The 20,968-nt window shown below is 67.1% G+C and carries 10 protein-coding genes; 4 read left to right on the forward strand and 6 right to left on the reverse strand.

Translation table 11 applies throughout. The annotated features are described in order from the left end of the window. Positions 1–20: 20 nt before the first annotated feature. Genes NDN16_RS05035 through NDN16_RS05050 form a run of 4 tightly spaced genes read right to left on the reverse strand, consistent with a single transcriptional unit; the run spans position 21 to position 4,555 of the window. Positions 21–869, reverse strand: coding sequence for an ExeA family protein (locus NDN16_RS05035; protein ID WP_251112511.1), 849 nt, complete (start codon positions 867–869; stop codon positions 21–23). Positions 870–914: 45 nt separating this feature from the next. Further along, entirely contained in the window at positions 915–1,724 is an 810-nt protein-coding gene (locus tag NDN16_RS05040) for a hypothetical protein (RefSeq protein WP_251112512.1), read from the reverse strand. Positions 1,725–1,735: 11 nt separating this feature from the next. After that, positions 1,736–3,277 (reverse strand): GumC family protein, encoded by a 1,542-nt coding sequence (locus NDN16_RS05045; protein ID WP_251112513.1) that lies wholly within the window; start codon positions 3,275–3,277, stop codon positions 1,736–1,738. A 57-nt stretch (positions 3,278–3,334) separates the two neighbouring features. After that, a complete protein-coding gene (locus NDN16_RS05050) occupies positions 3,335–4,555 on the reverse strand; it encodes a polysaccharide biosynthesis/export family protein (protein ID WP_251112514.1) in 1,221 nt (406 codons plus the stop codon). A 328-nt stretch (positions 4,556–4,883) separates the two neighbouring features. Between NDN16_RS05050 and NDN16_RS05055 the strand changes: the two genes are divergently transcribed. From NDN16_RS05055 to NDN16_RS05065, 3 genes are all read left to right on the forward strand, one after another. Continuing rightward, a complete protein-coding gene (locus NDN16_RS05055) occupies positions 4,884–5,861 on the forward strand; it encodes a glycosyltransferase family 2 protein (protein WP_251112515.1) in 978 nt (325 codons plus the stop codon). 313 nt (positions 5,862–6,174) lie between these two features. Further along, complete coding sequence (locus NDN16_RS05060) at positions 6,175–7,392, forward strand: glycosyltransferase family 2 protein (RefSeq protein WP_251112516.1); 1,218 nt, start codon at positions 6,175–6,177, stop codon at positions 7,390–7,392. A 125-nt stretch (positions 7,393–7,517) separates the two neighbouring features. Then, positions 7,518–8,945 (forward strand): undecaprenyl-phosphate glucose phosphotransferase, encoded by a 1,428-nt coding sequence (locus NDN16_RS05065; protein WP_251112517.1) that lies wholly within the window; start codon positions 7,518–7,520, stop codon positions 8,943–8,945. Here the strand turns inward: NDN16_RS05065 and NDN16_RS05070 are convergent. Then, on the reverse strand, positions 8,939–9,607 hold the full coding sequence (locus tag NDN16_RS05070; protein WP_251112518.1) for a 4'-phosphopantetheinyl transferase family protein: 669 nt from the start codon (positions 9,605–9,607) through the stop codon (positions 8,939–8,941). The genes NDN16_RS05065 and NDN16_RS05070 overlap by 7 nt on opposite strands. Then, a complete protein-coding gene (locus NDN16_RS05075; protein WP_251112519.1) occupies positions 9,604–14,193 on the reverse strand; it encodes a MupA/Atu3671 family FMN-dependent luciferase-like monooxygenase in 4,590 nt (1,529 codons plus the stop codon). Before NDN16_RS05075 ends, NDN16_RS05070 begins: the two co-directional genes overlap by 4 nt. Positions 14,194–14,478: 285 nt before the next feature. Here NDN16_RS05075 and NDN16_RS05080 point away from each other — a divergent pair, with 285 nt between their 5' ends. Beyond that, positions 14,479–20,934: a type I polyketide synthase gene (locus NDN16_RS05080; protein WP_251112520.1), complete on the forward strand. Its 6,456-nt coding sequence runs from the start codon at positions 14,479–14,481 to the stop codon at positions 20,932–20,934. The last annotated feature ends 34 nt before the right edge of the window (positions 20,935–20,968 follow it).

A 20,968-nucleotide genomic window follows, 5' to 3' on the forward strand; every position in this document is an offset into this window, starting at 1 on the left:
CCATATGAGTAGGAAACGCTCTAGATCGTGCCGGCAACCGGCATCGCCTCCATGCGCGAGCCGAAGACGCCGTGCTGGGCGCGGTCGGCGATGACCTGGTTGACGATGCGGGGCGTCACCATGGACGCCTCTTCCGCATAGGCGTAGACGAGGCAGCGGTCGGCAAGGACGTTCATCAGGCGCGGAACGCCCTTCGAATCCTCGTGGATCATGCGCTTCGCCTCGTTGGAGAAGAGCTCCCGCTCACAACCCGCCACGCGCAGGCGATGATCGAAGTAGAACATCGCTTCCGTCGCCTGCAGGGCCGGCAGGTTGAAGTCCGAGGAAACGCGCTGGGCGAACTGCTCCATGCCCGGCCCCTGCAGGGTGGCCCGCAATTCGGGCTGGCCCACCAGGATAAGCTGCATCATCATCTCGTCCGTGTTGACGTTGGAGAGCATGCGCAGCTCTTCCAGCCGTTCGGCGTCGAGGTTCTGTGCCTCGTCGACGATCAGCACGACGCGGCCGTGCCGGTCGTATTCGGAGGTGACGAACTCCGAATAGCGTTTGTAGAGGCCGGCATAGGAGCCCTCCTCGAAGGGCTGGTTGAAGGCCATCAGGATCCACTGCAGCATCGGGCTGTTGTTGCGCGGCGTGTGGCTGATGAGGCCCGTGCGCACATCCGGCCCCAGGCAGCCAAGAAGCTGCCGGATGAGCGTCGTCTTCCCGGAGCCGATGGCCCCGGTGACGACGGTGAAGCCTGCCTGGTTGATGATGCCGTATTCCAGCATCGAGAAGGCCATCTGGTGGTTACGGCTGAAATAGAGGAAACGCGGATCCGGAAGGATCGAAAATGGCTTTTCGCGCAATCCGAAATAGGATTCATACATGAAATGGCTCCTTTGTCGGTAGCCGTTGCATTTCGGGCCGCCGGCTTACATGCCGTGCGGCCGCGCCTTGTTCATCAGGACCTGGAACTTCGCGCCCGTCGGCAGGAACGACTTGCATGTCTCCAGCTCCGAGACGGAGGACTGGCCCACCGCGACCACCAGAAGCACCAGGTCCGCGACCGGCAGGATCTGGGCCGCATCATCGCCGACCAGAAGCGGCGGCGTATCCAGAAGCAGGACGTCGGGCCGCAGGTCCCGCTTGACCATGTCCACGAAGGCCGGGATATCGGCATCGTCCGGCGGCGTCAGGATGTTGACGACTGCCCCGCCGGCCCGCACGCGGCGGACACGTTCGATGATGGCGCTTTCGGCGGCCGGCTTCACGCGCGGCAGGCTCAGCACTTCGGCAAGGCCGCCGGCTTTCGCCTTGGGCTTCAGGTCGATCACCACGACGGTCTGCTTGCGCGCCCGCGCGATGGAGAAGGCCAGGTTGGCGCAGGTAACGGTGACGCCGCAGCCGGGCGTCGGCGCCGTGACCGCGATGACCTGCGGGATATCGGCCTTGACCAGCGTCAGCAGATGGTTGCGCAGGACATCGTAGGCACGCGTCCGCGGTTCCGACTTGTCGAAGGCGATCACATTGGCGGCGAGCAGCCGGTGCGGCGCCGGCGCATGGGGCTGCACCTCCTTCGCGCCGTCGAGCTGGGCTATGCCGCCATCGAGCTGGAAAAGAGAGCTGACGCGCTGGGCGCGATGGGCCCTCGCATCCCGCTGGCCCGTGCCTTGCGACAGGGGTGCCGGGGTCATCGCCGGAAGCGAGCGCGCCCGCTGAAGTGCTTCAGTCACACGATCCATGGGAATTGTCCTCAGGCAACGACGCTGGGCGCGATGGGTTCACGGGGCTGCGGGGAAGCCGGCTGGCCGGTGACCAACCCCGCCGCGACGACGAAGATCATGATAGAGGAGACGAGGCCGATACGACGCATCAGCCCCTCGCCGCGCGGATGCAGGTCGGGAATGACGACCAGCGACTGCCCTTCCAGAGAGCGGCGCAGATCGAAGGCGCCGCGGATGGACTTGTCCATCTTGTCGGACAGGTACAGGCAGGCGGCGCCGGCGGCGCCGGCCGCGGCGAGCACCAGAAGCATCATCTTGGTGCGGCTGGGCGCGCTCGGGTAGCGGGGCACCTCGGGCGCCTCGACCACCTGGATCTGGTCGACGTTCTGGTCTTCCTCGAGCCGCAGGCCGACGCGCGCGGTGTCGAGCTTGGCGCGCATGTCTTCCAGGCTGCGCTGGGCTGCCGTACGGTCCCGCTCGAGCGCAGCCATCTGCGACTCCACTTCGGGCGCGCGGGAGATCGTGGCCTTCAGCCATTCGATGCGCGAGGCCAGTTCGCCCTGCTGCTTCACCAACCCCTCGCGGCGCGGCTTCGACAGTTCGATGCGCTCGGAAATCAGGCCGAGTTCCGGCGACAGGGTCGCCGGGTCGGTTCCGGCCGTCGCGGCGGTGTTGCTGGCGATCTGAGCCTCGAGGGATTCGATGCGCGAGCGCAGGCTGCGGATTTCCGGATGGGCGTCCGACATGGCCGAGGATTTCGCGGCCAGTTCGCCCTTGAGCTCGTCCAACTGGCGCTGGCGCGCGGCGGCAGCCGTGTCCGCAAGGGGCGCGTTCCAGCGGTATTGCGCTTCCAGCAGCCGGATCTCGTCGTCCAGCGTGGCGATCTGGCGGTTCACCTCCGCCAAATCCTGCTCGCGGGTGTTCAATTCCGCAACGAGGGCCGTGGTCCGGCTGGGCAGCGCGTCGCCGTTCTGCTCCAGGAAATCGCGCCAGGCCTTGTCGCGCTCGCCGAGCCTGTCCGAAAGGGCGGCAACCTCGCGTTCCAGGAACTGCGACGTATCGGCTGCGGTGTTCGTGCGGCTCTTGCGGTTCTCGCGGATGATCATGTCCACCAGTTCCGAGGCGCCCTTGGCCGACAGTTCCCTGTCGCCGTAGGAGAATGTCAGACGGAAGATCGAGCGGCCGGCAAACTGCTGCGACTCCTCGGTGGCCAGCGGAATGATCTGGATCTGACGCCGCACCAGTTCCGCCAGACGCGAGTCCGACATGGTCCCGCGGATGTCCGGATACAGGTCCAGGCGGTTGACGAAATCCAGCAACTGGTCACGCGCCAGGACGCGCTGTTCGATGAACTGCAGGCGCTCCGTTCCTACCGTCGAGGCGATCAGGGGGTTCGGCCCCTGGTTGGAGCGGACCTCGATGATGGCTTCCGACGTGTAGGTGCGCGGCAACTGCATGACGACGACGAGGCCGACGAGCACCACCGCGATGGCGGGCAGGATCGCTGCGAGCGGACGGCGAAGGGCCAGTTCCACATAATATTTGATGTTCTGGAGGATATCGTTTTCCATGCCACGCTCCATCGGTGGGAGGCCGCCGTAAGGATTAAGGGGTCCGGTCGCGAAGCGTCAGTTGCTGCCGCTCGCCTGGGCGCCGTCGATGGACGCGGACCGCTGGCCGTTGCGCTGGTACGCGACGCGAACCAGGTCGCCCGGCCGAAGCAGGGTCGTTTCGGTGGCCGGCACCTCGGTGACGTTGCCGTCTTCCGAGCGCATGATCGAGTACTGGGCCTCGATGCCGCGACGTTCCGCGATCTCGCTGTTCGTGTAGATCGACATGACCCGTTCGTCCTGGATCAGCGCGGCCTTGGCCGACTGGAGCTGGCGCTCATTGTCATGCAGTTCGGAAAGCAGCCGCGCCTGACGCTCGTTCAGGTAGGTATCCACCCGCGTCCTCTCGGTCAGGTTGGCGCCTTCGAGCGCGCTGAGATCGTTCTGCAACTCGTCGCCCTGCTCGCTCAGCTCGGCAACCTCCGCTTCCAGCTCCAGCTTGGCGGAGGCATGCGACAGACCCTTGGCGACCAGCGCCGAAGTGGACGCCAGACGCTGCTTGGCCAGGTCGACGCGGCGATCGACGCTCTCCATGCGCCGGCGGAGTGCCTCGATGCCCGAGTCGCCCAGGGTGCCGAGCTGCGCCTGCGCGTTACGCTGGGCATTCACCTCGTCGATATTGGCCTTGAGCACCTGGCGCTCGCGCTCCAGAAGGTTCTGGCGCTCGATCTCCGACATGTCCGGCAAGGCGCCGGCCGGAAGCTCGATCTCGTCGCGCCCTGCCAGTTCGGCATTCAGCCGGGCAATGCGCAGTGTCGTGTCGGCGATCTGCCGCCGCGTCTCGGCAAGCTGGTTCTCGACGACCAGCGCACGATCCTGATCGCGTGCCTCCATCGGCGTGCGATAGAGGCCGCCCGCCACCGTGACGGCATGAAGCACCGTCATCGTCGGCCGGTACGGAAAGGATCCGGGCGCGTCCACATCGCCGACGACGTAGATCATCGGCATGTGCTGGGCGCCGGGCTGCAGCATCACCGAAAGGTTCAGCTCGCCCTTAAAGAAGCCCGCGAGCTTCTGCGACAATTCCTGCTCGAGCTGGTCGACCGTAAGGTCCTGGGCGCTGATCTGCCCGACGAGCGGCAGCGACAGCGTGCCGTCCGGGCTGATGACCGCCTCGCGGTTCATCCGCTCGTCCTGGGCTACCCAGACTTCGAGCGTATCGCCGGGCTGGAGTTTGTAAGGTTCGGCCTTCGCACCGGTTGCCACAACCAGAAGGCAAAGAGAGATAATAAAAACCATCAATCGCATAGGTCGGCTCCGGGCGAAATGAATTCCCGATGATCGGTCTGAATGAGCTTTATGCAGGCCGGTCGGCGCTCCGCCTCCCGCACTGCCTAACTGCTGCGAAGCTAATGGAATCGGGCCACGTTTACCCGTACGCAATTAGCATTAGATGCCCCTCCGTCCGGCGCATCCGAAGGCCCGGCACACCTCCACTGGCGGACTTCTGGCGGGCGTGGCGACAGGGCATCCTTGCGGGGTGAGGAAATTCACCGCCGCGCCGTTGCAACTTTGCCGTGCGCCGACTCACAGTCCGGCTCGTCCGGGCAGGTTTCAGGAGACGATCATGAGCGGCCGCGATATCGGCATCGTCGTCATCGGACGCAACGAAGGGCAGCGCCTTGCCGCCTGCCTGCGTTCGCTTGGCGCACACATACGAAACACGGTCTATGTGGATTCGGGCTCGACGGACGGAAGTCCGGAGATGGCCGAAGCCATGGGTGCGATCGTCGAGCGCCTGGACATGACGCAGCCCTTCACCGCGGCCCGCGCCCGCAACGCGGGATATGAGAGGCTGGCCACCGCGGTGCCGGGCCTTCGCACCATCCAGTTCGTGGATGGAGACTGCGAACTCGCCGAAGGCTGGCTCGACGATGCCCGGGCGTTCCTCGACGCCCGCGGCGACGTCGCCATCGTTGCCGGTCGACGGCGCGAACGACGCCCGGATGCCTCGGTCTATAATGCGATGACCGACCGTGAATGGGATGTTCCGGCCGGTGAGCAGGAAGAATGCGGAGGCGACTTCCTGGTGCGGTGCAAGGCATTCGACGGCGTTGGCGGATTCAACCCGGCATTGATCGCCGGCGAAGAGCCGGAGCTGTGCGTGAGGCTGCGCGCGGCCGGATGGCGCATCTTCCGGATCGCATCGGAGATGACGCGGCACGATGCCGCCATGACGCGCTTCTCCCAATGGTGGCGGCGCAACGTGCGCGGTGGGCACGCCTTTGCCGAAGTGGCGCGCATGCACGCGGGATCGCCGCACGGAATATGGAAGCGCAGCGTCTCGCGCGCCTGCATCTGGGGCGGCGTCATACCCGTGGCGGCGCTGGCCAGCGCGGCGGTGCATCCGGCCGGTTTGCTGCTGCTCGGCATCTATCCCGCGCAGGTTGCGCGCATGGCCATGCGGCAAGGCCCAGGCCGCGCGGACAACTGGGCCCACGCAACCTTCCTCGTATTAGGAAAATTTCCCGAGATGCAGGGCGTGGCCAGTTACGAATGGAACCGGTTTCGCGGGCGCAGGCGGCAACTCATCGAATATAAGTGACGCCCTACGCCTTTGGGGTCATCGTCTGAGGCCGCCGCGCTCGATTCGACGCGGCGGCCTTCGCATTGGGGGTGCGGTGACCCGCCCCAAACCCGCAAAAGCGGTGCGAAGCAGCCTCCAAATACCACCAGGGGCATCTTCCGAAACGTGCCGAATGCAACTTTAGGTTCAATCGCAGACTGAAAGGATAGGTTTGGACGGGCACGCATTGGCCCTCCCCTAATGCCGAAGGACAGCTTGTTGCAAAGCCTGCCGCTTGGGATTCTTGCCCCGTTTTCAAAGCCTTGCACAGGCAGGACCCGGGGGCTCTCTCGTGGCGCAATTGCTGAACATGTTTTTTCTGGCGTTGAACGGTGCACTTGCCGTTCCCACCGTCGTATACGGGACGGAAATCGCCGCCGGCATCCTGATCAGGCGGCGGCCCAGCCGGGCGATCGCCGTGCGGCGTCCCAGCGTCGCGATCCTTGTGCCGGCGCATAACGAGGAAGACAATATCGGCGGCACGATCGCCGCGCTTCTTCCCCAGCTTGCAGCCGGTGACCGCGTCGTCGTGGTTGCCGACAATTGCGAGGACCGGACGGCCTGCATCGCACGCGCCGCCGGTGTCGAGGTGGTGGAGCGGTACGATACGCAGAAGCGCGGCAAGGGCTATGCGCTCGACGCCGGCGTCGCCCATATCGCCAAGAACCCCGCCGACTGCCTCATCATCCTCGACGCGGATTGCCGCCTGTCCGACGGCTCGATCGACAAGCTCGCTCGCCAGGTTGCGGAAACCGACAGGCCGGCGCAGGCCGTATACCTGATGACCGCGCCCAAGGGTGCGCCCATCGAAACCCAGGTCGCGGCCTTCGCCTATGTCATCAAATGCCTCGCCCGCCCGCTGGGCCTGCGTCGCATGGGACTGCCCAACCAGTTGATGGGCACCGGCATGGCGTTTCCGTGGAAGGCCATCGAGACCGTCGACCTTGCAAACGGGCATCTGACCGAGGATCTGAAGCTCGGCCTGGATCTTGCGGTGGAGGGTTATGCGCCGTTCCTGTGTGAAGAGGCCTATGTAACCAGCGAATTCCCCTGCACCGAGCAGGGAATACGCTCGCAGCGCTCGCGCTGGGAAAACGGCCACCTCTCCATGCTGGGCCGCGCGATCGCCGGCTTCTTCAAGCCGGGCATTCTCCGTCAGCCGGGTGCGCTCGTCCTGTCGCTCGACATGATGGTGCCGCCGCTGACGCTTCTCCTGCTGCTGCTGATCCTGATGTTCGGCATCACGGCGCTGTTCGCGATGATCACGGGCTCGATCGGCGCCTTCCTGCTGGCCGCCTTCAACCTGGGCTTCGTGGTCCTGGCATCGCTGATCGGATGGGCAAAGTACGGACGGTCGATCCTGCCGGCCCGGGCCTTCGGCCACATCGCAACCTACGCGCTCGGCAAGATCCCGCTTTACGTCAACAAGCTCATCCTGCGCCGCCAGGCGTCGGGCTGGGTTCGCACAGACCGCAACCGTGCCGAAGGCACGACCGAGGCCCGGCCCTGAGGCCGGACCGCAGGGGCGCGTCCGAAAGGGCGCGCCATCGCAGAAGACCGAACCCCTTACCCGTCGATAGCCCCGCCCAGGCGCGAACCGCAGCCGGACGGATGGCCCCACATTGCGAGCCCCACATGGCGCTGATCGAAACGACCCACCTCAAGGTCTCCGCGGCCGCAAGGCGGCGGCAAGGCCGGACACTGAACTACGACACCATCGCCACGGTCGCCGCCGTGCTGGATGTGGTGCTGATCGTCGGCAGCAGTATCACCGCCGGCATCGCATACCACTGGTTAGCCTTCGGCGTGCTGATCGATCCCTCGCCCTGGATCGGCGTCGGCATCACGCTGGCCGCCGCCTTCGTCCTGACGATGAGCGCCGGCGGTCTCTACAAGCCGACCGCGCTGCTTTCGTTCGGCACGCAGTTTCGGGCGATCCTTCTGGCCGGCGTCGGCATCATGGCCTTTCTGGCCAGCGTCGCCTTCTTCCTGAAGATCGGCGAGATCTTCTCGCGCGCATCCATGCTGGCCTTCATGCTTCTGGCGATGACGGTCCTGACCATCAGCCGCCTCGCCTGGAAACGGCACCTCCATGCGGCCATGGCGCACGGCCTGTTCCAGATGAAGCGCGTCCTGCTGATCTGCGGCGAATCCTTCGACTACGACAAGATGGCCGCCGACGTGGCGCGCTACGGCCTGTCGATCCATCATGTGCTGCGCTGCCCGAACGATGATTTCACCGCGCTATCGGGTGCGTTCAGCGCCGGCATCGGCTTTTCCGTCGACGAGGTGATGGTCGCCACGCCGGCCGGCAACCTGCCGATGGTGGATACGCTTTTGACCGAGCTGCGTGCCTTGCCGCTGCCGATAAAGCTCGTCGTGAACGATTTTGCCGCCGGCCTCGTCACCCAGCCGGTGCGCCATATCGGCGACAATCTCGCCTTCGAGATCCAGCGCCGGCCGCTGACCCTTGCGGAGCGGGCAATGAAACGCGCCTTCGACATCGCGTTCGCCTCGGCCGCGCTTGCCTTCCTGGCGCCCTTGTTCGTGGTCGTCGCGATCGCGATCAAGATCGACAGCCGTGGCCCCGTCTTCTTCCGTCAGTCCCGGCGCGGCTACAACAACGCGGCGTTCCGCATCGCCAAGTTCCGCTCCATGCGCGTCATGGAGGATGGCGAGACGGTAACCCAGGCGCGGCGCAACGACGACCGTATCACGCGCGTCGGCGCCTTCATCCGCGCCAAGAGCATCGACGAGCTGCCGCAGTTCTGGAACGTCCTGTGCGGCCACATGTCCATCGTCGGTCCGCGCCCGCATGCCGTGGCGCACGACAAGGAATACGACCAGCTCCTGAAGAAATACACCTTCCGCCGCCACGCCAAGCCGGGGCTGACCGGCTGGGCGCAGATCAACGGCTGCCGTGGCGAGACGCCGACGCTGACGCACATGGAAGAGCGGCTGACGCACGACCTCTGGTACATCCACAACTGGTCGTTCCTGCTGGACATCCGCATCATCTTCCGCACGGTCGTGGAGATGATCTCGTCCAAATCGGCCTACTGAGCCGTCTCCGACTTCAGGCAGAATGCAGTGACGATATGGCCGCCTGCCACACGCAGGCGGCCATGCCATGTCAGGCCCGCCCGGAAAGGGCCGACATCGCCCTGCCACGTGGCCCGAAACGCCCCGCCCGGCACATCCAGCGCCACCTCGAACATCTCGAAGCCGAACAGCACCCCGCTTGCCGGATACTGCGCCTTGTAGACGCATTCCTTGGCGCTGAAGATCAAGCGGGCGGCGAGCCCGGCTTCGTCCGGCGGCATGGCGGACAATCGGTCCCGTTCTGCCGGCGTCAGAACTGTTTCCCACAGATCCGGCGGCAGAGGCTGCGCCAGCTCGATGTCCAGCCCGACAAGGCGGACCCCATCCTCCCTGCGGCCGAGCGCCACCCCGCACAGCGCCGGCGAGTGGCTGATGCTGCCGACGATGCCATCGGGCCAGCACGGGGATCTGTCCGCGCCTGCCGGGATCGCGGCCGGCTCGCGGCCGAGGGCGGCCAGCGCCTGCCGCGCCAGCACCCGCCCGGTGGCGAACTCGGCCCGACGCCGCTCCACGGCACGGGCGACGAATGCCTCCTCCAACGGCAGAAGCCCCTCCGCCCGGTAAGGCGGAAGGGCTTCTGCAGTGGCGATGGCAGGGCCGAAAAGGCCCGGCAGAAAGGTCATCCGGTCTCCCGCACGCGCCCGAACCCGGCGCGCCGTTCGTTCATGGCGTTGCGGCGCATGGCAGCACGATCGGCCACCCGGTTCAAGCGCTCGTCCGCCTTGCTGTCGCCGCCGATATGGGCGGCCAGCCCGCCGGCCGTGGGGAAGCGGAACAGATCGGTGATCGTCAGCGCCGGCGCGATGCCGGCCTTCAGTTCCCGGTGCGCCTGCACCGCCAGCAACGAATGGCCGCCGAGGGCGAAGAAGCTGTCGTTCAGGCTCACCCGCTCGACTCCCAGTATGCGCTGGAAGACCTCGACGACGGCGCGCTGGATGGCGTTGTCCGGCGCCTCGTAAGCCGCAGCCGATTCCACCGACGCCGCGGCTTCCGGCTTGGGCAGCAACTTGCGATCCACCTTGGCGTTCGGCGTCAGGGGGAAAGCCGTCATCGACACGTAATGGGCCGGCAGCATGTAGTCCGGCAGGTCGCGCGCAAGCTCGGCGCGCAGCGTCGCATCCGGCACGGCCGGCCCGTCGAACCGCAGATAGGCAACCAGCCGCACGTCGTCCTTGCGGTCTTCACGCGCCATCACCACGGCCTCGGCAACGCCTGGAAGGGCGTTCAGCCGCGTCTCGATCTCTCCCAGTTCGATGCGGTAGCCGCGCACCTTCACCTGGTGGTCGGCCCGGCCGAGGAAGTTGAGGACACCGTCGGCCGTCAGGCAGGCCAGGTCGCCCGTCCGGTACATGCGCCCACCCGCGAAGGGGTTCGGCACGAAGCGTTCCGCCGTCAGGTCGGCGCGGTTGAGGTAGCCGCGCGTAACCCCGTCGCCACCGATATGGAGTTCGCCCGGCGTGCCGGTGGGCACGGGCTCGCCCGCGCCGTCCAGCACGTAAAGCTGCGTATTGGCGATCGGCCGGCCCAGGGGCACCACACCGTCCTGTGCCCGCGCCGTCAGCGTGGACGACCAGATGGTGGTTTCGGTGGGCCCGTACATGTTCTCCACCGTGGCGCCGGAAATGGAGCTGAGCTCCCTGACCAGCGATCCATGCAGCGCTTCGCCCCCGATGAAGAGGTGACGCACCGAGCCGAGCGCATTCCGGTTGTCGGCGGAATCGAGGAACATGCGCGCCATCGAAGGCGTGCACTGCATATGGGTTACGCCGTGGCGGCGGATGAGAGACGCGAAACCCTCGCCCTCCTCGCCGGCCGGCGCGGCAACGGCGTTGCCCCCGGCCCGATTGCGGGCGACGAGCGCGGCCAGCGGCTTGAGACCCTCGAGCACGGCGTCGCTCGCCACGCCGAAATCGATGAGGCAGGCCACGTCGTCGACGCCGATGGCGGCAATTTCGTCCAGCCGTCTGGCGCCGTCCTCGATGGTTCCGAACAGGCCGGAATCCTCGAAATAACGCTGGAAGGCGAATTCCAGGATCGCGTCCGTCTCTTCCTCGGTCAGCGAGCGAAGGTCGATATCCATCGCCTGTGCGGCGCCCGCCGGCCGCTTGAAGGCCGGAAAGGCCCAGGCGTACTGCTTGATCAGCGCGGCGGCACTTTTCAGGTAGGCCTTCATCGGCCCGCGGGCCATGTCACGCACGCTTTCACGGTCATCGCCGATCAGCGTGTGCAGCATCAGCGTGACCTTGTAGTCGTCCGGGTTGCGGCCGCATTCCCGCAGCGTATCGCGGTAGATGCGGATCTTGCCGGCAAGCTCCTCGACGGACTGGCCGAGAAGATGGGTCAGAACGTTTGCCCCGGCGCGCGCCGCCTCGCGGTAGGTGTCGGGGTTGCCGGCAGTGGTTATCCACACCGGCAGTTCCTTCTGCACCGGGCGCGGCTGCGTGACATAGGAGGCCTTGCCCGCCCCGAAGTCGAACTCGACCGCTTCGCCGCGCCACAGGCGGCGCACGGTGTCCACGTCGCGCAGCATGGCGCTCTTGTTGTGCGGCGGCGCATTTTCCGGGCGCAGGGCGAAATCCTCGGGCATCCAGCCCGAAGCGAAGGCCAGGCCGACACGCCCGTCGCTGAGATTGTCGAGGACGGCCCACTCTTCCGCCACACGCAGCGGATGGTGCAACGGCAAGACGCAACTGCCGGCGCGGATGGACAGGTTGCGCGTGATGGAGGCTACGGCCGCACCCGTGACGGCCGGGTTCGGATAGGGTCCGCCGAAGGCATGGAAATGCCGCTCCGGCGTCCAGATCGACTGGAAACCGTGCTCGTCGGCAAACCGCGCCCCCTCGAGCAGCAGCCGATACTTGGCCGGGCCGGCGCCATCGTCATTGCCCCAGTAGAACAGGCCGAAATCCAGCACCTTCGAAGTGCCGGCAAGGGCCGTGGCGGATGCGCCTTCGGCCTCGCCACGATAGACCACCACCTTGAAGCCGCGCGCCAGCGTCCAGAAAAGCTCCAGGACGGAAATGTCGAAAGACAGGCTGGTGACGGCAAGCCAAACCTTCTGCCCGGCCGCGTCCATGCCCTGGATCCGGTCGTCCATGCCGACATGGAAATTGACGACGTTGCGATGCTCCACCATCACGCCCTTGGGCCGGCCGGTGGAGCCGGACGTGAAGATGACATAGGCCAGATTGTGCGGAGCCGCGCCCGAAGACGGCCGCTCCGACGGCCAGTCGCCCGCCAGAACATCCTCGATGACCAGCGTGCGAACGCCCGCCAGCGCCGGCGAGTCCTTCAACGCACGCTCCGTCAGAACGACGGGGGCCGCGCTGTCCTCGACCATCATCGCAAGGCGGTCTGCCGGGAAATGCGGGTCCAGCGGCACATAGGCCGAGCCGGACTTATGGATGGCGAGCGCCCCTGCAACCAGGTCGATCCCCCGCTCCACATGCAGCCCGATCAGGATGTCGGGCCCGGCGCCGGCCGCGAGCAGCGCATGGGCGAGGCGGTTGGCGCGCTCGTCCAGCGCGCGATAGCTCAGCTCCCGGGTGCCGGCGGCGACGGCCGGCGCATCCGGGGTGCGGTCGGCCTGGGCCTCGATCATGCCATGCATCGTGGCCGTGCGGTCGTACTGCTTTTCCGATTCGTTCAGCCCGTACAGGATGCGATGGCGCTCCTCCGTCGTCATCAACGGCAGGTCCTGCATTCGCTGCACCGCGTTGAAGGAGCCGGCCAGCACCGCAACGCGGCCGGCAAGCGCGTCGGCCGCCTCGTCGTCGATGCGGCGCCGATCGTGGATCAGCGCCGAGCGGCCGTTGGCGAAGGCGAAGGTCAGCGCCGCGCCGGCAACCGGCTCCATGCCATAGGACAGGGCGACGGAAAGTTCGGCATCGCGCGCACCGGGAGTGCGGGCCGGAAGGTCGGCGGCACAGAGGCCGCGTGCGACCAGCGCGACGGCGCGTTGCTCGAAGCGCTCGGAAAACGCAGCCGGGGCCTCATCCGCCGAAAGTTGTATGCGCAGCGGCAGCGCCTCGCGGAAGAAGCCCGGGAAACCGTGCGCGGCCGCGAGCGCCGTTTCGGAAACATGGGCGATGTCGAAGCTCGTCTCTCCGGTCAGCCGGTAGAGGAAGGCAGCCACCGCGGCCGGCGTGACGCTCGGAGCCAGGGATATCGTCCGCATTTCCGCCGGCCCGGATGCCCTGCTGTCGCCGGGGATGTCGAGGTCGACCAGCGTTGCGAAGCGGTTGCGGAAGAAGCCCTCGTTGGCCGCGGCTTCCTCGCCCGTGGCCAGCAGGCGCTCGGCCTGCCCTTCGCCCATGCGCGGCAGGATCTGCCCCACCGAAAGGACGGAGGAGAGGGGCAGACCCTTCGGGCACCGACCTTCCACCCTGATGGGACGGTCGGCCGTGGCGATCACGGCCGCCGTGCCCTCGACGCCCATAACCGTGCCCGGTACGCCCCGCGACGCGCCATCGACGATGTCGAGCGCGGTCAAGGTCAGGATGGCCGCGTCGGTTACGATCTTGGGCGTTGCCAGCGGGTTCCGGTAGCCGTCGCCGAAGCTCAGGGCGCGAAACATGCGGGAGGCCGCCTCGGCCCCGTCCTCGAAGGCGATCGCGCCGAGGCGCGCGGGCCGCTTCTGGCGCATGAAGAGCTGGCGGTCGGTGAAGTCCTGCGGCACGGGCCGCAGCGACCCGTCCTCGAGGCCCGGCAGCATATCGGCAAAGGCCGCCAGGCCGGCCTCGAAACACTTGGTGTTCAGCGTCAGCGCCGTGTCGTCGGGGGCGATCTCGAAATCAGCCCGCGCATAGATGCCGCCTTCGTCGATGCCGTCGGTGATCGAGTGCCAGGTAATGCCATGGCGCTCTTCGCCGGCCAGCAGCGCCCAGCTCGGCGTGTTGAGGCCGGCGTATCGGGGCAGCGGGCCATCGTGGAAGTTGATGGAGCCGCGGCGGGCGCGCCGCCACACGCTCTGCGGGATCATCCGCAGATTGGCGATGCTGAACAGATAGTCGAAATCCTGCGAAGCCAGCGTCTCGCTGAGGTCGCCGCCCCACTCCAGCACCTTGATGCCCGCGCCCTCGGCCCATTGGCGGACAGGTCCCGAGGCCGTCACGATGGCTGCGATGGCGTGGCCCCGCCCCGTCAGCCGCCGCGCACATTCGACAAGCAGGGATTCATCCCCGACAAGGACACACTGAAATACGGCCATCGCAATCGGCTCCGAATATTCTTTCGAGAAATATCTGCCGGACTATGGCCAAGGCCGGAATGAAAGATCAATTTGCACTTCCGGCGACGTCGGAAGGATGGTGTCGGCGGTAGGCCCTACTTCGGAAGCGGTAGCAAGCTCCGCAATTTTATCCGTTCGGCATAAGCCCGATCTTTCCAAATGCTATCATGACGCACGCCGCCCGAGGGCTTACCCCTGTTGCCAGCGGCACCGTGACGTTTTCGCCGCGCAATCGATTTTCAGAAGATTTGCGGGCGGAGCGATATGGCCAACGAAACGATTTCACCGAACGACATAGCCATCGTCGGCATGGCGCTGCGCGTCCCAGGCGCAAAGAACGTGCGCGAGTTCTGGGACAATCTGTGCAACGGCGTGGAATCGATCCGCACCCTCAGCCGCGAAGAGCTGATCGAGGCGGGGGAATCGCCCGACCGGATCCACAACCCCAACTACGTGCCCCGCGCCGCCGACCTCGACGAGATGGAGCAGTTCGACGCCGACTTCTTCGGGCTCAGCCCCAAGGAAGCGGCCATCATGGATCCGCAGCACCGTCAGTTCCTGGAATGCGCCTGGGAGGCGATGGAGGATGCCGGGCGCACGCCCGACGCAAGCGCCGGCCCCGTCGGCGTGTTCGCCGGCTGCGGCATGGGCAGTTATTTCTACTTCAACGTCTGCAGCAACCGGCAGTTGTTGGAAGACACCGGCATGTTCCTGCTGCGCCACACCGGCAACGACAAGGACTTCCTGTCCACGCGCGCATCCTTCACCTTCGATCTGCGCGGCCCGAGCGTGAACGTGCAGACGGCCTGCTCCACCTCGCTCGTCGGCGTGCACTATGCCTGCCAGAGTCTGATGAGCGGCGAGTGCGACATGGCGCTGGCCGGCGGCGTGACGATCGAACTGCCGCACCGCCGCGGCTACACCTTCCAGGACGGCGAGATCCTGTCGCCCGACGGCCATTGCCGCGCCTTCGACCATCGCGCCGCGGGCACCGTGTTCGGCAGCGGCGTCGCCATCGTCGCGCTGCGGCGCCTTTCCGACGCCATTGCCGATGGCGACGTCATCCATGCGGTCATCAAGGCGAGCGCCATCAACAACGACGGCGGCACCAAGGCCGGCTATCTCGCCCCCAGCGTATCCGGCCAGGCCGAAGCCATCGTCGAGGCGCAGGTGCTGTCGGGGCTGGATGTCGACACGATCGGCTATGTCGAATGCCATGGCACCGGCACCTATCTCGGCGATCCGATCGAGGTGGAGGCGCTCACGCAGGCCTTCCGCCAGGGCACCGACAAGACCGGTTTCTGCCGGATCGGCTCGGTCAAGACCAATATCGGCCATCTCGATACGGCGGCCGGCGTCGTCGGCCTCATCAAGGCGGCGCTGGTGGTGAAGCACGCAATGGTGCCGCCCAGCCTCAATTACGAAAAGCCGAACCCGTCCATCCCCTTCGCCGACAGTCCCTTCGTCGTAAACGACCGGTTGAACGCATGGACCGATCTGGGCGCGCCCCGGCGGGCCGCCGTCAACTCGCTCGGTGTCGGCGGCACCAACGCCCACGTGATCCTGGAGCAGGCCCCCGCCGGCTACGGCGGCGGACGTCCGGACACTGCCGACAACGACAACGCCCCGCGCCTTCTGGTGTTCTCCGCCCGCAACCGCAAGGCGCTCGACGGCGCCGTCGCCCGCCTGTCGGCGCGGCTGAAGCAGGATGCCTCGCTGAGCCTCGCCGACACCGCCTTCACTTTGGCGACCGGCCGCAAGACATTCGAGCATCGGCGGGTCGTGGCCGTGCGCGGACGCGGCGACGCCATCGAGGTGCTGGGCGACGCCGAAACGCGCCGCGCCTTCACGCATACAACGCTGGACACTCCGTCGGGCGCCGTCTTCCTGTTTCCGGGCGGCGGCGCGCAGCATACCGGCATGGCGGCGCGCCTCTATGCCGAGGACGCGGCCTTCCGCGCCACGGTCGAGGAGGGACTTGCGGCCCTTGCCCCCGAAGCCGCGCGCGAAATCCGCGCCGCCTGGCTGGAAGCACCCGCCGGCGATGCCAAGGCGGCCGAAGCCCTTTTGAAGCCGTCGGTCCAGCTTCCCGCCATCCTCATCATCGAGATCGCGGTCGGCCGGCACCTGATGGCGCACGGTATCCAGCCGCAGGCGCTGATCGGCCATTCCATGGGCGAAAACGCGGCGGCCTGCCTTGCCGGCGTCTTTTCCTTCGCCGATGCCGTGCGCCTGGTGCGGCTGCGCGGCGAACTTTTCGACACCATCGCGCCCGGCGGCATGCTGAGCGTGCCGATGGACCCGGCGGCCCTGAAGGCGCGCCTGCCCGAGGCGCTGGACCTCGCCTCCGTCAACGCTCCGCAATTCTGCGTCGTATCGGGCCTCAACGAGGATCTGGAGGCGTTCCGCCAGTCGCTGGCCGCCGATGGCATCGACGCCACGCGAGTGCCCATCGACATCGCCGCCCATTCGCGGATGCTCGACGCCATCCTGCCCCGTTTCGAGGCCTTCCTGCGGACCATCCGGCTCGGCGCTCCGCGCATTCCCATCGTATCCAACCTCACCGGAACCTGGCTGACGGACGCCGAGGCCACCGACCCGCTCTACTGGTGCCGCCATCTGCGTTCCACCGTGCAGTTTGCGCTGGGGATGGGTCTTCTGGCGCAGGACAAGGCGCGCATCTACGTCGAGGTCGGGCCCGGCCGCGCCCTGTCGTCGCTTGCCAAGGCGCAGGGCTCGATCGACGCCAACCAGATCGTCAACGCCCTGCCCCATGCCGACGAAAAGGGTGACGACCGGCTGAGCCTGATGGCCGCTCTGGGCCGCCTCTGGGCAACCGGCCTTTCCGGCGATTTCGACCGTCTGTGGACGGCGCCCGGGGCGCGCCGCGTCTCGCTGCCTACCTATGCCTTCCAGCATCGTCGCTACTTCATCGAGGCAGCCGCCCGCGAGCAGCAGGGCCCCGAGGCCCCCGCCCTGGTGCGCCGGGACGACCTGTCGCAATGGGGCTACCGCCCTGTCTGGAAGCGCTCCGTCGCCGATATCGAAAGCGATGGCGAGATGGTGAAGCGTTTCTGGCTGATCTTCGAGGATGACGCGGGCATCGGGGCCGGCGTCACCGAACGCCTGCGCGCGCTCGGACACCGCGTGGCGACGGTGCGGCAAGGCGATAATTTCGGCAAGCGCGGATCCGACTCCTACGTCCTGTGCCCGGAAGGCGACCGGTCGGGCTACGACGCGCTGTTCAGCGGGCTTGCCGCCGACGGCGAGTTGCCCACCGAGATCATCCATCTGTGGCTGCTGACGCAAGGCGAAAGGCACCGCCCCGGCTCCAGCTTCTTCCACCGCAACCAGGAATGCGGCTTCTACAGCCTGCTGCATCTGTCGCAGGCGATGGCCGACGCCGGCATCGCCGCCCCCCTGCACCTGACCGTCGCCACCAACGGCATGCAGCGCGTAGGCGACGAAGCCCTGCCCTATCCGGACAAGGCCACCGTTCTCGGCCCATGCCAGGTCCTGCCGAAGGAGATGCCGGGCGTTACCGTCCGTGTCGTCGACTTCGACCTGCCGCACGCGGCGGCCGGGGCCGAAAAGCGCCGTGGCCTGTTCGTCCGCGGCAAGGCCGAGGTTCAAACCCCGTCCGGCACGACGCCCGACGATCTCTGGAACGAGCTTCTCGGCGCACCGGCATCCGAGATCGTGGCATGGCGCAAGGGCCAGCGCTGGAGCCGCAGCCATGCGGCGCTGAAGCTGCCCGAGACGGGCGAAGTGCCCTATCGCACCGGCGGCGTCTATCTGTTCACCGGCGGCCACGGCGACCTGGCGCTGGCGCTGGCCGGCCAGTTGGTCGAAAGGCATGCGGCGCGTATCGCGCTCGTCGGCCGCCGCCCCCTGCCCTCGCGGGAAGAATGGCCGAGCCTGAAGCACGCGCTGCCCCGGGGCGACCGTCTGCGCAAGCTGATCGAAGCCGTTGAGGCCATGGAGGCCGCAGGCGGCGACGTGCTGTGCCTTTCTGCGGATGTCGGCAACCAGGAAGCCATGACCGCGGCGGTGGAAGAGACACGTCGCGCCTTCGGGCGGATCGACGGCGTGTTCCATGCCGCCGGCCTCGTCAAGGACGACTTGATCCCGCTGAAGACGCATATGGACGTCGAGGAGGTGTTCAGCCCGAAGGTGCTGGGCACCAATGTCCTGGCGAACGTGCTCGACCGTGAGACGCTGGATTTCCTCGTCCTCTTCTCCTCCACCAGCACCGATACGGCCCCGGCCGGCCAGGTGGACTACGTTGCGGCCAACGCCTACCTGAACGCCTTTGCCGAAGCCGAGCGCCGCCGCACGGGCCGCAAGACGGTGGCCGTGCACTGGGGCATCTGGGACGAGACCGGCCTTGCGGCCCGCGCCATGGGCCGCGCCCGCGCCGACAGCGCCGGCCAGCCGGTGCGCCACGGCCCGTTCTTCGAGCGGTGGGAGGCCGACGCCAACGGCGTCGACTGGCTGGAACGCACCATTTCGCCGGAGCGCGATTGGCTGCTGTCCGAACATCGGCTGACATCCGGCACGGCCCTCTTGCCGGGCACCGGCTATATCGAACTCATCGCGGAGGCAGCGCGCGAATACGGGCTGCCATCCAGGCTGACCCTGTCGGACCTCGTCTTCCTTCGGCCGCTCGACGTTGCCGACGGCGCAGAGAAGATCGTGCGCACCCGTCTGGAAAAGCGCAAGGACGGCTGGCGCGCCACCATTCTTGCCGCGACTGCCGGGACGGCCTGGCAACGCCACGCCGAGGCTTCCGTCGGGTTCGGCGGCGCAGAAGCGGGCCTGCTGGACGTTCGCTCCGCCTTCGAGCGGTGCCCGGACCGCCGCGCCGCGCCGGAGGGCGGCTCGCTGGTTGCCGCCCAGGAAGGGCACGTCCGCTTCGGCCCGCGCTGGCGCGTGCTCAAGCAGCTCGGCCTCGGCCAGGGTGAAGCCCTGGCCGAACTGACGCTGGCTCCGGAAGCCTGCGGCGATGCCATGTTGCTGCATCCCGCGCTGATGGACATCGCCACGGGCTGCGCGATGGAGCTGATCCCCGGCTACGGGGAAACGGATGTCCTGTGGGCGCCCGCATCCTATGGGCGCATCGAGGTTCATGGGCCCCTGCCGCGCCAGATCTACAGCCATCTGCGCCTTGCCGACGCCGGCGACCTCGGCGATGGTTATGCCGCCTTCGACGTGACGTTGGCCGGCCCGGACGGCGTCGCCGTCGTGGAGATCGAGCGCTTCATCATCAAGCGGCTCGCCAGCGATACCGGCTTTGCCGGGGCCGAAGCCCCCGCCCCGCTGGCGCCGTCGGCAAGCCCGGCCCTGTCACCGGCCGTCGCGGCGCTGGCCGCGCAGGTGGCGCAGGGCATCCGGCCGGCGGAAGGGTTCCAGCTTCTGCAAAGGGCGCTCGCAACCCAGGAGACGCAGCCGATCATCTCGTCGATCGACCTGCACGCCCTGATCGCGCGGGCGGCACAGCCGGCAGCCGAGCCGGCGCGTCCGGCACAGCTGTTCGAGCGTCCGGCTTCGGAGCGCGATTACGTGGCGCCGCGCAATTCGGTGGAGCGCCGTCTTGCGGCCTTCTGGCGCGAGTTGCTCGGCATCGAGGAAATCGGCGTCGACGACAGCTTCTTCGACATGGGCGGCCACTCGCTGATCGCGGTGCGCCTGTTCCGGATGATCCGCCAGGAATACGGCGTCGACTTCCCCATCTCGGTCCTGTTCGAAGCGCCGACCATCGCCGCCTGTGCGCGGTTGATCGCCGAAAGGACGGGCATTTCCGAAGAGGGCGACGAAGCCGCCGCAGCCTCGAGCACGGAGGCGGCGCCCGCCGCGCGTATGACGCATCTGGTGGCCATGCATCCGGGACGCGATCCCAAGGCGACGCCCTTCTTCCTGTGTGCCGGCATGTTCGGCAATATCCTGAACCTGCGTCACCTGGCATTGCATCTGGGCGCCGACCGCCCCGTCTATGGTCTGCAGGCGCGCGGGCTCTACGGTATGGAAGCGCCCCACGAGACGTTCGAGGCGGCGGCTGCCGACATCCTGGCGGAAATCCGCATGGTGCAGCCGCACGGGCCCTACCTTCTCGGCGGCTTCTCGGGCGGCGGCATCACCGCCTTCGAGATCGCGCGGCAGTTGACGGAAGCCGGGGAAACCGTCGAGCGCCTCATCATGCTGGACACACCGCTGCCGACGCAGCCGGCGATCAGCCAGCTCGACCGCTTCGACATGAAGCTGCAGGACATACGGCGCAACAAGCTGTCCTTCGTGTCGCAATGGTGGCGCAACCGCATGCTGTGGGAAAAGGAAAAGCGGGAGCGGGAGTCCGCAGCGGCCGGCGAAACCGGCGGCGAGCAGTTCCACAACCACAATATCGAGGCGGCCTTCCGCCGTGCGCTGGAGCTCTACAACGTGCGGCCTTATGGAGGGACGGTGCATCTGTTCCGCCCCGTGCCGGACGTGGTCTACCGCCTGCGCGACGGCCGCAGGCTGCAGGAAGGGCGGACCATCGTACTGGATGACAATGGCTGGACGCCGCATGTCGACGAGCTGGTCGTCTCCATCGTCCCGGGAGACCATGACGGGATGGTGCTGGAGCCGTGCGTGCGCGTGCTGGCGCAACGCATGCGCCAGTGCCTGGCCGAGGCGGAAGCCGCCCGCGGCGACGATGACGGGATGCTGATGGCGGCGGAGTGATCCGCCGCCTACCCCTTAAGACTCTGTCACGATG

The sequence above is a fragment of the Aureimonas altamirensis genome, assembly GCF_023702225.1.
Taxonomy (GTDB): domain Bacteria; phylum Pseudomonadota; class Alphaproteobacteria; order Rhizobiales; family Rhizobiaceae; genus Aureimonas; species Aureimonas altamirensis_B.